This window comes from Pseudomonas fragi (assembly GCF_025426255.1).
Taxonomy (GTDB): Bacteria; Pseudomonadota; Gammaproteobacteria; order Pseudomonadales; family Pseudomonadaceae; genus Aquipseudomonas; species Aquipseudomonas kulmbachensis.
In genome coordinates this window covers 1,163,575-1,178,825 of record NZ_CP104861.1, presented here as the reverse complement: position 1 = coordinate 1,178,825, position 15,251 = coordinate 1,163,575, and the positions used below count along the sequence as shown (strand labels likewise).

Sequence of the window (15,251 nt, the reverse complement as noted above, 5' to 3'; positions counted from 1 at the left end):
TTCCTTCGGCAGCGGCTACAGAGGTTTCGTGTTCGAACGGCAACAGAGTTTACTCAACTAGTCCATTTGAGGGATGAAGCCGAGCATGACCACTCGTACAACTGGCATGGCAACTACCAAGGTCTGAACTAGCCTCAAGGGTGTGAAGTCAAGGGAGTGAATGCCATGACCACTAAAACAAAAACCAGATGCATGACCGTGTTTATCGTTTTTGCTGCCGCTGTTTTGTTTGCAAGCGCTTGCTATCGCGCCGAGCAAACCCGACAAGCAGTCGCTGTTACCGCCAGTTGCTCTGGCGCGCATTGCAATGCCATGTTCAGCGCTCTGAGGTAAGGAAGCCCCGGAGCATCAGGGCGGATTGATGCTGTCAGTCCGTCCTGTTCGAAATGCACTGGGTGAAGTCCCGGTCAGGCGCCGAAAAAACCGCGCAAAGTACGCCGGGTCAGCAAACCCCAAGCTGTCAGCCACTTCGCTGATGGTCATCGGCGTGTATATCAAATGCCGCTTGGCCTCCAATAACAGCCGCTGATGGATGATCTGCAACGCCGACTGCCCCGCCAGCTCGCGACAGATGCTGTTCAGGTGCGCCACTGAAATACCCACCTGATGCGCCAGTTGCTCAACATTCGGCTGTTCACGAAACAATGCCTCGACCCGTTGATTGAACAGGCTCAGGTACTCGCGCCCGCGTGCCGGTAACTGCCGTGCTTCGCGACGCTGTATCACTTGGCGCGCGACCCACACCAACAGCACGCTGATCAGCGACTGCAAGAGCATTTCGCGGGCGGGCTGTGTGCCGACATATTCGCTTTGCAGCTCACTGAACAGGTTATTGAGGTAATCGCGATCCTTGCCTGCCGGATAACTGGCGACCCGTTGCAGCAAGCTGATCGACCCGCCCAGCTGTGCTTGCAACTGAGCCACCAGCGGCGCGGCCAGGGTCAGTACAAATCCTTCAACGTTCGGTGAAAACTGAAACCCGTGCACAGACAAAGGCGGAATCACCTGAATCGCCGACTGCTCCAGCACATGGCGCTGACCTTCAACTTCAACCTGCGCCCGACCTTTGTGCACATAGAGCAACTGGCATAAGTCGGCATGCCGGTGGGGGCGAATTTCCCAGTCGTGGACGCGGCTGCGCAGCGAAATGGTTTCGCAGTGCAGCAAATCGGGGCTGAGCCAGTCTTGCTGCTCGCCATAAAGTTTGAACACCGGGATTGAAGGATTCATTGCCGCTGAGCCTGGAGATTACAGAAAACCGATAATCGCACTGATTATCGAAAAGTACCGGTAATGACGTCGTTATCACCTTCTATTGCCTATCTCGCAAGCGAAAAATACAGGCACAACTTTATAAGAACCATCTCGCCCCACAGGGTCGAGGCTGCGCGAGAGAACAATAATGAAAACTCAAGTCGCTATTATCGGCGCCGGCCCTTCGGGTCTGCTGCTGGGCCAACTGCTACATAACGCCGGGATCGATAACGTCATCATCGAACGCCAATCCGGCGACTACGTACTCGGCCGAATTCGCGCCGGGGTGCTGGAACAAGGCATGGTCGACCTGTTGCGACAGGCCGGCGTCAGCCAGCGGATGGACGCTGAAGGGTTGGTCCATGATGGCTTTGAGCTGGCGCTGGATGACCGCCAGGTGCATATCGACCTCAAGGGCCTGACCGGCGGCAAAACCGTGATGGTTTACGGCCAGACCGAAGTGACCCGCGACCTGATGGCTGCACGCGAGCAAGTCGGGGCACAAACCCTGTACAGCGCCAGCAATGTCCAGCCCCACGGAATGAAAACCGACGCGCCTTACGTCACGTTCGATAAAGACGGCGAAAGCTGGCGTCTGGACTGCGACTACATAGCAGGCTGCGATGGTTTTCACGGCGTAGCGCGTCAGTCTATTCCGAGCGATGTGCTGAAGGTTTTCGAGCGGGTATACCCCTTTGGCTGGCTTGGCGTCCTGGCCGACACTCCGCCGGTCAACGACGAACTGGTGTATGCCAAACACGACCGGGGCTTTGCTCTGTGCAGCCAGCGCTCGGCCACGCGCAGTCGCTACTACCTGCAAGTTGCGTCCGAAGAAAAGGTCGAGGACTGGTCCGATCAGCGCTTTTGGGACGAGTTGAAGACCCGCCTGCCCAAGGCGCTGGCCGAGCGGCTTGTAACCGGGCCGTCCATCGAGAAAAGCATCGCGCCGTTACGCAGCTTTGTGGTGGAGCCGATGCAGTACGGCCGTATGTTTCTGGTCGGCGACGCCGCGCACATTGTACCGCCCACCGGCGCCAAGGGCTTGAACCTGGCAGCCAGCGATGTCAGCACGCTGTTCAACATTTTGCTCAAGGTCTACGCCGAGGGGCGCACCGACCTGCTGGAACGCTACTCCGAGGTGTGCCTGCGACGCATCTGGAAAGCCGAGCGATTCTCATGGTGGATGACCTCAATGCTGCATCGCTTTCCCGACAGCGACAGCTTCAGCCAACGCATTACAGACAGTGAACTGGCGTATTTCGTCGACTCCGAAGCAGGTCGCACGACCATTGCAGAAAATTACGTAGGGCTCCCTTACGAGGCTATCGAATAGCAGGCTATCGAGTAGACTAGCGGCATTCCACCACAGGTTTGCCGCCCACAGGTGTTTCGTGACCAGTCTGAATCAGCCACCCCAGACCAAGCCCGCCATACGCAGCATTCTGATCGCCCTGATGCTGGCGATTTTCCTGGGGGCGCTGGATCAAACCATCGTCGCTGTTTCCATGCCCGCCATTTCCGCCCAGTTCAAGGATGTCAGCCAACTGGCCTGGGTGATCTCGGGCTATATGGTGGCCATGACCGTGGCTGTGCCGATCTACGGCAAACTCGGCGACTTGTACGGGCGCAGACGCCTGATGCTGTTTGGCATGGGCCTGTTTACCGTGGCCTCGCTGTTTTGCGGGCTGGCGCAGAACATGGAGCAGCTTGTTCTGGCCAGGATCATTCAGGGGATAGGCGCGGGTGGGATGATTTCGGTCAGCCAAGCGATCATCGGCGACATCGTGCCGCCCCGCGAACGCGGGCGCTATCAGGGCTACTTCAGCGGCATGTATGCGCTGGCCAGTGTCGCCGGACCGGTACTGGGCGGCTATATGACCGAGTACCTGTCATGGCGCTGGGTGTTCTTGATCAATTTGCCGCTGGGCCTGGCTGCCTGGTGGATTTCCTATCGCACTCTGGTCGGGCTGCCTGTTCCGCAACGCAAGCCGATTATTGACTACCTGGGCACGATGCTGATGATCCTGGGCCTGACCTCATTGCTGCTGAGCATTACCTTTATCGGTCAGGGTCAGAGCTGGCGCGACGATCAGGTCGCCGGGCTTCTGGCGGTTGCGTTGATCGCGCTGGGGCTGTTTGTCTGGCATGAACGACGCACGCTAGAGCCGCTGTTGCCGATGCACCTGTTTGCCAACCGCAATGCGGTGCTGTGCTGGTGCACGGTATTTTTCACCAGCTTTCAGGCCATTTCGCTGATTGTGCTGATGCCGCTGCGCTATCAGAGCATCACCGGCGCGGGTGCCGACAGCGCGGCCCTGCACCTGTTGCCCCTGGCCATAGGCCTGCCGATGGGGGCCTATTTTGCCGGGCGCATGACCTCGGTAACCGGGCGCTACAAACCAATGATTGTAAGCGGGGCGGTGCTGATGCCCCTGTCCATTCTCGGCATGGCCTTCAGCCCGCCGAGCGCGGAGCTGTTGAGTGGCGTGTTTATGCTGTTCAGCGGGATCGCTTCGGGCATGCAGTTCCCGACATCGCTGGTGGGGGCGCAGAACTCGGTGCGCCAGCACGACATTGGTGTGGCGACCAGCACCACCAACCTGTTTCGAGCATTGGGCGGTGCGATGGGGGTGGCCTTGATGTCGGCCCTGTTGCTGGCATTGCTGCACGACTCGCTACTGGCGCCTGTTGGCGGTCAGCCACTGCTGGGGGAAGGCAGTTCGGGCAATGTGTTGCTGGACGGGCTGAATGCCGTACAAGGCCCGGCGCTGGACAGCCTGCGGGCTGAACTGCTGCTGACCTTCCGCCATCTGCTGAGCATCAGCGCGGTGATTTCACTGCTGGGGCTGGCTGCGGCGATCGCCATGCCCAATCAAGAACTGCGCGGGCGTGAATACAAGGCGCGGGAGTAAATCCTCAACTGTGGGAGCGAGCAGGCTTGCGAAGGTCTCCAGAGCCTCGCGGTTACTTCGACCTTCGCGAGCGGGCTTGCTCCCACATATGTTGCGCACGCTTAAATCGAGAGGCAAAACTGTCAACGCAGACTCAAGGCCTGGCGCTGATCTGCTTCTGCAAGTTCTGAATCTGGCTTTGCAGGGTATTGATGTTGCGTGTCATCTGCGCGCGGAACACATCGAACTCGGCGGCATTGGCGCCTTGGGCCGATGCCGGACGGTTTTCCAGTTCGCTTTTGAGCACGATCATGTCTTGCTCCAGACGCTCGACAGCAGCGCTCGGATTACCTTGTTTTTTCAAGGCCGCCACGTCGACCGCCTGTTGCCCAACACTGGCCTTGAGCGTCGACAGCTCGCTGCCAAGGCCTTTGATCTCGGCCTCGAGGCGGGTCTGGGTTTCTTTCTGGGCCGTCACCTGCAACAACATCGCGGCATTGATTTGCTCAAAACGCTGATCCAGATCGCCCTGCTGCCCGACCACCAGGCCTTGCTGACGCTTGCTCTGCTCAAGCAACTGCTCTTCGAGCTGCTTGATCTGCAACTTCAAGGCTTCGCTGCCGTTGTTGATCGTCGATTCGCTGGCCACCACTTTGCCGGAAATAGCCTGCAAACGCCCCGCAGCTTCTTCGCTGATACGGGCGAAGCTCTCCTGGGTCGCCACCAACTGCTGCTCCATCAGTGAAATTTGCTGAAAACTCCACCAAGCCAGCCCACCAACAGCCAGCAGCAAGGCACAGATCAACGTCCACAATGGCCCGGTAGCAGGGCCCTTGACCTTGATCACCGGCGTGTTGCGCGAGTACACCGTGGTGCGCTCCCGTGCTCCGGCTGTTGACCCCAATTCATCGTGGTCATGGGCATCAGCACGCAGGGTTGGCACGTTGTCAAAATCGTCACGGGCATCGTTACGCATGGAAAACCTTTAAAAATAGCGGCAAGTGGTTAGCGGTACGGAGACTCCTGAGCCTTCCACCAGCCGCAGAATTCATCAAGCGCGGCCCACAGACTGACTTTTGGGTCATAGTCGAGGTAGTGCCGGGCGCGGCTAATGTCGAGGGTAAAGTCTTTGTCCATGATCTGCACCCCCAAACGCGAGAGCGTCGGTTCGGGTTGACCGGGCCACAGCTTACAGGCGGCCTCGCTCAGCGCGCCCATAGCGTAGGCACGGCCGTAGCCGCGATAACGGGTTACTTGCGGTACGTTCATCTGGCGCATCACATAATTGACCACATCCCACAACGGAATAGGCGTGCCATTGGTGATGTTGTAGGCCCTGCCCAAGGCCGAGCCACTGCACAGCAAGCTGCTCATCAGCACCTCGTTGAGATTTTGCACGCTGGTGAAGTCGACCTTGTTCAGACCGTTGCCAACGATGGCCAAACGCCCTTTGCGCTGCAGCTTCAACAACCGCGGGAAGATACTCATGTCCCCTGCCCCCGTGACAGAGCGTGGACGCAGGGCAATCACCTCAAGACCGAATTCCTGGGCACCGAAGACTTTTTGCTCGGCCAGGTTTTTGGTCGCGGCATACGGGTGACTGAAGCGCTTGGGCAACTGTTCTTCAGTCAATTGCGTGTGCGAACGACCATCGAAGTACAACGAGGCCGAGGACAAGTACACCAGACGCCGCACCCGCTGCTTCAAGCAGGCCTCAACCACGTTTTCGGTCACCAGCACGTTGTCGCGGTGGAAGTCCTGATAACGCCCCCAGGCGCCCACGTGGCCCGCACAATGCACCACAGCGTCGACATCGACACACAAGTCACGCACCAGTAAACCATCGGTCAAATCACCCGGGATAAATTCAGCCCCGCGCCGCACCAGGTGTTCAACACCCTCAGCCCGTCGCCCGCTGACCCGTACGTCAAAGCCCTGCTCCAAGGCAAAACGCGCAAAGCGTCCGCCAATAAAGCCGCTTGCGCCGGTGACCAGAATCTTCATCAATCACTCCAAATGCTGTAATTCTTGCTGCTTGCTCTTTAAACGCTGGCTATCAGGCCAAAGGCACTAGCCGAACGAGACAAATGTTCGGTCAATTGCCTCAGCAGTTCTCCGCCATTGCGCCAATGATGCCAGTACAGTGGCACGTCGATGGGTTTATCTGGCAAAAGCTCTACCAGCGTTCCGCTTTCAAGCTGCTCGCGCACCTGCAACTCAGGGACCAGCCCCCAACCCAGACCAGCCTCGGTCAAGCGGATAAAACCTTCGGAAGACGGGCACAGGTGGTGCTCGAACCCGCCATCAACGCCCAAGGCAGCCAAATAACGATGTTGCAGGAAATCATCCGGGCCGAACACCAGCGCAGGTGTTTTCGACAGCTGCGCGGCGCTCACGCCCTGAGGAAAATGCCGCGCAATAAAAGCAGGGCTCGCCAGTGCCCGGTAGCGCATGGCCCCCAGCAACACGCTGCGGGCTCCGGCAACCGGTCGCTCACTGGCACACAGGCAAGCTGCCACTTCACCGGCACGCATGCGTTTGAGGCCAACGGTCTGGTCCTCAACCACGAGGTCCAGCAACAGGTGCTGCTCGGCGCAGAAATCACCCACTGCCTGCGCCCACCAGGTGGCCAGGCTGTCGGCGTTCAAGGCGATCCGCAGCCGTTCGGGCAAGCCCTCATCGTCCAGCGCCGGTACTGCACTTTGCAGGTCACGCTCCAGCAAGCGCACTTGCTGCACGTGGTTGAGCAAGCGCCGGCCAATCTCGGTCGGGCTAGGTGGCGTGGCCCGCACAAGCACCGGCAGACCGATACGCGCCTCAAGCAATTTTATGCGCTGGGAGACGGCCGATTGCGACAGGCCAAGCACCTGCGCAGCCCGTTCAAAGCCAGCCTGTTCTACTACCGCGGCCAGGGCCGAAAGCAATTTATAGTCGAACATCAGTTTTCCTAATGAGCGATCAGCAATATTGGTTTTTCTTATACAGCCAAGCACCTGACAATAGCCAGCAGCAACCCCGCCTGCTGTACGACGAGTAACTCTTATGTGGCAAAGCTACCTTAATGGCCTGTTGGTCGCGTTCGGCCTGATTATGGCTATCGGCACCCAAAATGCCTTTGTGCTGGCGCAAAGCCTGCGCCGTGAGCACCATCTCCCCGTGGCGGCGTTTTGCGTGGTGTGCGATGCCTTGCTGGTGGCGGCCGGGGTGTTTGGCCTGGCGACCATTCTGGCGCAAAACCCGTTGTTGCTCAGCGTTGCTCGCTGGGGGGGCGCGGTGTTTTTGCTGTGGTACGGCACTCAGGCGCTGCGCCGCGCGTTTTCAAAGTCGAGCCTTGAGCATACCGCTGGCCAGACTGCCCGCTCGCTAAAGGCCGTGATGCTCAGTGCGCTGGCCGTCACCCTGCTCAACCCTCACGTGTATCTCGACACGGTATTGCTGATTGGCTCTCTCGGCGCGCAACAGAGCGTGCCAGGGGCCTATGTGGTGGGCGCGGCCAGTGCTTCGCTGCTGTGGTTTTTCACCCTCGCATTGGGCGCCGCTTGGCTTGCGCCATGGCTGGCACGACCAAACACCTGGCGCATACTGGACTTGCTGGTGGCGGTGATGATGTACGCGGTGGCAGTGCAATTGATTGTTTCGGGCTGAGATTAACCCCGTTGGAAATACTTGGCAGGCTCAAATTCAGCACTGAACATACAGGCCAAAACTGATCGGCTTTTTCTATCAATCGAGCTGAAACGTCTATCCCACACAGTTGTCTCGTGGTTATGCCGTCACCCCGGTGCTATGATCCTGACCCTGCGCCGCAAAGAGTAAAAACTCATCGGCGCGTGTTTGGCCGCCCGTGATCGGCCTTGCGCTCATCGCAACTGACCTGATTAGGAGAATCATCATGGCTTTCGAATTGCCGCCGCTGCCGTACGCACACGATGCCCTGCAGCCGCACATCTCCAAAGAAACCCTGGAGTTTCACCACGACAAGCACCACAACACCTATGTCGTGAACCTGAACAACCTGGTGCCAGGCACCGAGTTCGAAGGCAAAACCCTGGAAGAGATCGTTAAAACCTCTTCGGGCGGTATCTTCAACAACGCCGCTCAGGTCTGGAACCACACCTTTTACTGGAACTGCCTGGCGCCAAACGCCGGCGGCGAACCAACTGGCGCGCTGGCTGATGCCATCAACGCAGCCTTCGGCTCGTTCGACAAGTTCAAAGAAGAATTCAGCAAAACCTCCATCGGCACTTTCGGCTCCGGCTGGGGCTGGCTGGTGAAGAAAGCTGACGGTTCCCTGGCTTTGGCCAGCACCATCGGCGCCGGTAACCCGCTGACCAGCGGCGACACCCCGCTGCTGACCTGCGACGTTTGGGAACACGCTTACTACATCGACTACCGCAACGTGCGTCCGAAGTATGTTGAAGCATTCTGGAACCTCGTTAACTGGAAGTTCGTTGCTGAGCAGTTCGAAGGTAAAGCCTTCACTGCCTAAGCCTGACTCCAGGGAAAAACCCGGCATTGCCGGGTTTTTTTTGGCTCGATTAAAAGTGCCAATTGACCCGCCCGACTAATCCGGGCCAGCTAATATGAGAACGTCGGTTTTTTTATTCCGCGCCTCAAGTTCGAGATACCTATACCGACACAGTAGCGATCGTGAACGTTGCACGATTGCTGCTTGTATACCTGCAATAAAAATTGCCACATAAAAGAAAGGCCATAGGCATTATCGGCAAGGAACAAGGAATAGCGTTTTGAAGCGGCAATTCAAGAACAGCTTGTCACTGAAGTTACTCCGGATCGTATTGCTGTCAGCAGTCGTCGTCGGGGCGGTGCTGAGTTGCGCTCAAATTGTGTTTGACGCTTACAAAGTCCGACAAGCCGTCGCGATTGATGCTGAGCGCATCCTGGGCATGTTTCGCGATCCTTCAACTCAGGCGCTATATAGCCTGGACCGTGAAATGGCGATGCAGGTCATCGAAGGCCTGTTCCAGGATGATGCCGTGCGCCAGGCAACTATCGGCCACCCCAGTGAAACGAACCTCGCGCAAAAGACACGCGAGCTGAAAGCTTCGTCAAGCCGCTGGCTGACCGACCCAATTTTAGGCAAGGAGCACACTTTCAGCACTCCATTGGTGGGTCAGGGGCCTTACAGCGAGTACTACGGCGACCTGAGCATTACCCTCGACACCGCCACTTACGGCGAAGGCTTCCTGGCCGATGCCGCGATCATGTTGTTATCCGGTATGTTGCGCGCCCTGCTGATGGGGCTGGTGTTGTACCTGGTCTACCATTGGCTGCTGACCAAGCCGCTGTCACAAATCATCGGCCACCTGACCAGCATCAACCCGGATCGCCCCAGCGAGCATGTGATCCCTCTGTTTAAAGGCCACGAACACAACGAGCTGGGGGTTTGGGTCAATACCTCCAATCAGTTGCTGGCCTCGATTGAACGCAACACCCGATTACGCCACGAAGCCGAAAGCTCCCTGCTGCGCATGGCTCAGTACGACTTTTTGACCGGCCTGCCCAATCGCCAGCAACTTCAAGGTCAACTGGGCAAGATCCTCACCGATGCTGGCCGCTTGCAACGCCGGGTCGCGGTGTTATGTGTTGGCCTCGACGACTTCAAAGGGATCAACGAGCAGTTTGGTTATCAAACCGGCGACCAGCTGTTGCAGGCCCTGACCGATCGTTTGCGTGCCCACAGCGGCAGCCTGGGTGCGCTGGCGCGCCTGGGTGGTGATCAGTTCGCTCTGGTTCAGGCCCATATTGAGCAGCCCTACGAGGCTGCCGAGCTGGCCCAAAGCATTCTGGATGATCTGGAGATACCGTTTACCCTTGATCAGCAAAACATCCGCTTGCGCGCCACCATCGGCATAACGCTGTTTCCCGAAGACGGCGACACCACCGAACAGCTGCTGCAAAAGGCCGAGCAGACCATGACCTTGGCTAAAAGCTACTCGCGCAGCCGCTACCAGTTTTATATCGCCAGCGTAGACCGCGAAATGCGGCGTATGCGCGAGCTGGAAAAAGACCTGCGCGAAGCCCTGATCTGCAACCAGCTCTACCTCGTCTACCAACCACAGATCCGCTACAGCGACCACTGCGTGGTCGGGGTCGAAGCCCTGTTGCGCTGGCAGCACCCGGAGCACGGCATGGTCCCGCCCGATCTGTTTATTCCGCTGGCCGAGAAAAACGGCAGCATTATCGCCATCGGCGAATGGGCTCTGGACCAGGCTTGCCGCCAACTGCGCGAATGGCACGATCAGGGCTTCAGTGAACTGCGCATGGCGGTCAATCTGTCCGCCGTGCAGTTACACCACGTTGAACTGCCGCGAGTGGTCAATAACCTGTTGCAGCGCTACCGTTTGCCAGCGCGCAGCCTGGAACTGGAAGTCACCGAGACCAGCCTGATGCAAGACATCAGCACCGCCGCCCAACACCTGCTGAGCCTGCGCCGCTCCGGAGCGTTGATCGCGATTGATGATTTCGGCACCGGTTACTCGTCATTGAGCTACCTCAAAAGCCTGCCACTGGACAAAATCAAGATCGATAAGAGTTTTGTTCAGGACCTGATTGATGATGGCGACGATGCAACCATCGTGCGTGCCATCATCCAGCTCGGTAAAAGCCTCGGCATGCAGGTCATTGCCGAAGGCGTCGAAACCACCGAGCAAGAAGCCTATGTCATCGGTGAGGGCTGCCATGAAGGCCAAGGCTATCTGTACAGCAAACCCCTTGGCGCGCGGGAATTGCTCGCTTATCTGAAGCAGGCCAAGCGGCGCAAGACCGTCATTATGTAATTCCATGTTTCATCTTTCGCGAAAGATCCGCTGCAGAGCTGGGTAAATAAGAAATATTTCCAACAGTAACCCTTTACACAAAATGCATATCTTTCGCATTATGTGGCAGTTTTGCGTGCAGCCGCACGCTTGTCCCACCTCTCGAAGCAGGATTTTCGCCATGATTCGTATGCCTCTGGCAACCGCCAGTCTGCTGGCCATTGCTATCTCACTCGCCGGTTGTGGCGACAAGGACAAGGAAAAAACCGCCGCAGCTCCTGCGCCAGCAGCTGCAACCAGCACCGCGACCCCTGCCGCTGACATCAGCGCGGCAAAAGTTGACGAAGCTGCAGCCAAGGCCGTCGTCGCACATTACGCGGACATTGTTCACGCCGTGTTCAGCGATGCTGAAACCACCGCCAAAAAGCTGCAAAGCGCTATCGATGCGTTCCTGGCCAAACCCAACGACGACACACTGAAGGCCGCCCGTGCCGCTTGGGTTGAAGCCCGAGTGCCTTACCTGCAGAGCGAAGTTTTCCGTTTCGGCAACACCATCATTGATGACTGGGAAGGCCAAGTTAACGCCTGGCCGCTGGACGAAGGCCTGATCGACTACGTTGACGCCAACTACGCTGGCGCACTGGGTAACCCTGGCGCTAACGCCAACATCATCGCCAACACCCAGATCCAGGTCGGCGAAGACAAAGTCGACGTGACCGAAATCACCCCTGAAACCCTGGCCAGCCTGAACGAGCTGGGCGGTTCCGAGGCCAACGTGGCTACCGGCTACCACGCCATCGAATTCCTGCTGTGGGGCCAGGACCTCAACGGTACAGGCCCGGGTGCAGGCAACCGCCCTGCTTCTGACTACCTTGAAGGTGAAGGCGCAACCGGCGGCCATAACGATCGCCGTCGCGCTTACTTGAAAGCCGTAACCCAACTGCTGGTGAACGACCTCAACGAAATGGTCGGCAACTGGGCACCGAACTCTGCCGACAACTACCGCGCTACGCTGGAAGCCGAGCCGGCACAAAACGGACTGCGCAAAATGCTGTTCGGCATGGGCAGCCTGTCGCTGGGCGAACTGGCTGGCGAGCGCATGAAAGTGTCTCTGGAAGCCAACTCGCCGGAAGACGAGCAGGATTGCTTCAGCGACAACACCCACAACTCGCACTTCTACGATGCCAAGGGCATCCGTAATGTGTACCTGGGCGAATACCTGCGTGCTGACGGCACTAAAATGACCGGTCCAAGCCTGTCATCGTTGGTAGTGGTCATTGACCCGGCCACAGACGCTACGCTGAAGTCCGATCTGGCCGACACAGAAGCCAAGATCCAGGTCATGGTTGACCGTGCCAACAAGGGCGAACACTACGACCAACTGATCGCAGCCGACAATACTGCGGGCAACCAGGTGGTACGTGATGCCATCGCCGCTCTGGTCAAGCAGACCGGTGCTATCGAGCAAGCCGCTGGCAAGCTGGGCATCAGCGATCTGAACCCGGACAACGCCGATCACGAGTTTTGATCTGCCGCGTTTGAGTCAGTGAAAAATGAGGCGACCTTCGGGTCGCCTTTTTTGTGCGCTCTATCATGTAGGCGTAGTCACTATCGATGGCTGCAGTCTCGCACGAAGCATCAGCGTTTTTAGTTTTTGCATATTATGCGCAACGCGCTTTCTATGGGCTTAAGCCTTACGCAAAGGCACTTTCGTCACACAGACACAACTTTGATGCACTTGGAATCAAGCGCCAATATTGCTATAGACAATACATATGCATAGCCATCACTGCATTTAAACCTGATTCAATTAAAGCCCAACAACTTACTGAACGAGTAACGCATGGCTATTAACTACACCCCTTTCCAAACTAGCGGCACCCCCTTACTTCCACCAAATCAAATGATGTCGCCAGGGCAATATCTTATGTCCGAAAACGGACATTTTAGACTGGTACTACAAGCCGATGGAAACCTGGTAATTAAAGAGGGTGAAACGATCGTCTGGATGGCCGATAGCAATCAGGCTTACAGCAAAACTTTGCAGCGCAAAAAAATGCGCGAACACCTTCATTTCGTCATCAGCAATAGTGGTTTTCTCTATGATCCGTCCAGAAGGCGCTTGTGGATTGCTGAAAGCACTCACAGCGTTGATAAATCGCTCTGGTACAACGCGTGCATGGTCATACAAAACGATGGGAATTTGGTCATATATGATCAACGCACAGGAAATCTATGTTGGGCTCGGTTTGGGTTTACTCCAGGTCGCATGCCAAAAAGAACATTCACCGTGGTCAACATACTACCGAACGGAGTACCGTTTACCTTATGGGAGTTTTAACTCACCAACCCCGCCTCGACCAACCATTTGCGGCACCATTAATTTTTAAATAGCGCTGGAGGGTGCAGACAATAAAAACCGTACGGGTCAGTCTGGCACTTATAAGCAAGTTCAGGGCTATATCCTTTAGGAAATAGCCGACCGTTTGCACAGCCAGAAATCGCGACCAATATAAACACTGTCAAAAGCGTTTTCATACTTACTCCGTTTTTTTGGAAAGCATAGTATTCCAAGGAAAAACTGCATATCGTTTATCTCTGATTACTCTGTGGGAAATACCTTTTGTATTACGAAGTCATGTAGGATTTAACTCATGCGAGTTAATGGCAAGCCTAATGCCAGTCAGTCAAGCTGATTGGCATTTTCAATCATGATCGATTTAACCTCTAGACCGTACTGGCCGCCATCGCAGGCAAGCTCGTTCTCGTGAATTTGGCTGCCACAAGCCAAACCAAACGCTAATCCCTCTTATTTCAATTCACCTTCCCTGATAAACTTTGCGCCCTCGATTTTGCTCACTGATCTGGACGCTTGATGCCTTTGCTGCCTCTTCGCCTGTCCCTGCTGCTGCTGGCCCTAAGCCTTGGCGGTTGTGATGATGCCCCGCGCTTTACCAAACCCGAGCCCGGCGAAGCCCGCTCCGGCGGGGCTACTACGGTGCGCAAAACCGATCAGAATGCGTTTTCCATGCCCTCCGCCAACCTTTCGCCCACCCGGCGTCTGGATTTCAGCGTCGGCAACAGTTTCTTTCGCAGCCCCTGGGTCATAGCCCCGTCCACCACCACCGCACGTGACGGCCTTGGTCCGCTGTTTAATACCAATGGCTGCCAGAACTGCCATATCAAGGATGGCCGTGGCCACCCTCCCGCTCCCGGCGCCAAAAACTCGGTGTCGATGCTGGTACGCCTGTCGATCCCCAACGACCCCACTTATGCCACGTTGATCGAGCAAGCCGGCATCGTGCCCGAGCCGGTATATGGTGGTCAGTTGCAGGACATGGCCGTGCCTGGAGTAGCCCCTGAGGGCAAGGTGCGGGTCGATTACGACCCCGTCACTGTGAGCTTCAAGGACGGTACTGAAGTCGAGTTGCGCAAGCCAATGTTGCAAATCACCCAATTGGGTTATGGCCCGATGCACCCCGACACCCGTTTCTCGGCGCGCATCGCGCCGCCGATGATTGGCCTGGGGCTGCTCGAAGCCATCCCGAACGAAGCGATTCTGGCCAATGCCGACCCTCAGGACAAAAACCGCGACGGCATCACCGGACGCCCGAATTGGGTATGGGATGACGCTCAACAAAAGACAGTTTTAGGCCGTTTTGGCTGGAAAGCCGGGCAACCCAACCTCAACCAACAAAATGTTCACGCCTTTTCTGGTGATATGGGCCTCACGACCTCCCTGAGACCCTTCGATGATTGCACCAAGGCTCAAACGGCCTGCCTCGAAGCACCCAACGGCAATGGCCCGGATGGCGAACCCGAGGTCAGCGACAACATTCTGCGCCTGGTGGAGTTCTATACCCGCAACCTGGCCGTGCCCGCCCGACGTGATGTCGGTGCGCCGCAAGTACTGGCCGGTAAAAACCTGTTCTACCAGGCTGGTTGCACATCGTGCCATACGCCGACGTTCACCACTTCAGCCAACGCGGCCGAGCCTGAACTGGCCAACCAGGTCATTCATCCTTACAGCGACCTCTTGCTCCACGACATGGGCCCGGGCCTTGCCGACAATCGCACCGAGTTCGCCGCCACCGGCCGCGACTGGCGCACCCCTCCGCTATGGGGCATTGGCTTGACCCAGGCGGTGAGCGGTCACACTCAGTTTTTGCACGATGGCCGTGCACGCAACCTGCTGGAAGCCGTACTGTGGCATGGCGGCGAGGCTGAGCCTTCGAGGCAACAGGTTTTACGTTTTAATGCCGAGCAGCGCGCTGCGCTGCTGGCGTTCCTGAACTCTCTTTAACGCCTTACAAGATCGGGGACCCCG

At 57.2% G+C, this 15,251-nt stretch carries 12 protein-coding genes; 8 read left to right on the top strand and 4 right to left on the bottom strand.

What is annotated here, in order from left to right; genetic code table 11:
- Positions 1-348: 348 nt before the first annotated feature.
- Positions 349-1,230: a helix-turn-helix domain-containing protein gene (locus tag N7D90_RS05540; RefSeq protein WP_261741232.1), complete on the bottom strand. Its 882-nt coding sequence runs from the start codon at positions 1,228-1,230 to the stop codon at positions 349-351.
- A 172-nt stretch (positions 1,231-1,402) separates the two neighbouring features.
- Between N7D90_RS05540 and pobA the strand changes: the two genes are divergently transcribed.
- Both pobA and N7D90_RS05530 read left to right on the top strand, forming a co-directional pair.
- The gene (gene pobA, locus N7D90_RS05535) at positions 1,403-2,587 is read left to right on the top strand and encodes a 4-hydroxybenzoate 3-monooxygenase (protein WP_261741231.1); all 1,185 of its coding nucleotides are present in this window, start codon (positions 1,403-1,405) and stop codon (positions 2,585-2,587) included.
- A gap of 58 nt (positions 2,588-2,645) precedes the next feature.
- Positions 2,646-4,166, top strand: a complete 1,521-nt coding sequence (locus tag N7D90_RS05530) for an MDR family MFS transporter (protein ID WP_261741230.1) — start codon at positions 2,646-2,648, stop codon at positions 4,164-4,166.
- A gap of 133 nt (positions 4,167-4,299) precedes the next feature.
- Here the strand turns inward: N7D90_RS05530 and N7D90_RS05525 are convergent, their stop codons facing one another.
- The 3 genes from N7D90_RS05525 to N7D90_RS05515 are packed head-to-tail and all read right to left on the bottom strand — an operon-like array spanning position 4,300 to position 7,084.
- Positions 4,300-5,121 (bottom strand): ATPase, encoded by an 822-nt coding sequence (locus N7D90_RS05525; RefSeq protein WP_261741229.1) that lies wholly within the window; start codon positions 5,119-5,121, stop codon positions 4,300-4,302.
- A gap of 29 nt (positions 5,122-5,150) precedes the next feature.
- The gene (locus N7D90_RS05520; RefSeq protein WP_261741228.1) at positions 5,151-6,149 is read right to left on the bottom strand and encodes an NAD-dependent epimerase/dehydratase family protein; all 999 of its coding nucleotides are present in this window, start codon (positions 6,147-6,149) and stop codon (positions 5,151-5,153) included.
- Positions 6,150-6,187: 38 nt separating this feature from the next.
- Entirely contained in the window at positions 6,188-7,084 is an 897-nt protein-coding gene (locus N7D90_RS05515) for a LysR family transcriptional regulator ArgP (RefSeq protein ID WP_261741227.1), read from the bottom strand.
- Positions 7,085-7,187: 103 nt separating this feature from the next.
- Between N7D90_RS05515 and N7D90_RS05510 the strand changes: the two genes are divergently transcribed.
- From N7D90_RS05510 to N7D90_RS05485, 6 genes are all read left to right on the top strand, one after another.
- Complete coding sequence (locus tag N7D90_RS05510) at positions 7,188-7,790, top strand: LysE/ArgO family amino acid transporter (protein WP_261741226.1); 603 nt, start codon at positions 7,188-7,190, stop codon at positions 7,788-7,790.
- A gap of 247 nt (positions 7,791-8,037) precedes the next feature.
- On the top strand, positions 8,038-8,634 hold the full coding sequence (locus N7D90_RS05505) for a superoxide dismutase (RefSeq protein WP_019827796.1): 597 nt from the start codon (positions 8,038-8,040) through the stop codon (positions 8,632-8,634).
- A gap of 259 nt (positions 8,635-8,893) precedes the next feature.
- Positions 8,894-10,945, top strand: coding sequence for a putative bifunctional diguanylate cyclase/phosphodiesterase (locus N7D90_RS05500; RefSeq protein WP_261741225.1), 2,052 nt, complete (start codon positions 8,894-8,896; stop codon positions 10,943-10,945).
- Positions 10,946-11,105: 160 nt separating this feature from the next.
- Complete coding sequence (locus N7D90_RS05495; RefSeq protein WP_261741224.1) at positions 11,106-12,452, top strand: imelysin family protein; 1,347 nt, start codon at positions 11,106-11,108, stop codon at positions 12,450-12,452.
- A 315-nt stretch (positions 12,453-12,767) separates the two neighbouring features.
- Positions 12,768-13,265 carry a hypothetical protein gene (locus tag N7D90_RS05490; RefSeq protein WP_261741223.1) on the top strand — a complete coding sequence of 166 codons (498 nt, stop codon included), beginning with the start codon at positions 12,768-12,770 and terminating at the stop codon, positions 13,263-13,265.
- A 534-nt stretch (positions 13,266-13,799) separates the two neighbouring features.
- A complete protein-coding gene (locus tag N7D90_RS05485; RefSeq protein ID WP_261741222.1) occupies positions 13,800-15,227 on the top strand; it encodes a di-heme oxidoredictase family protein in 1,428 nt (475 codons plus the stop codon).
- Positions 15,228-15,251: the final 24 nt, after the last annotated feature.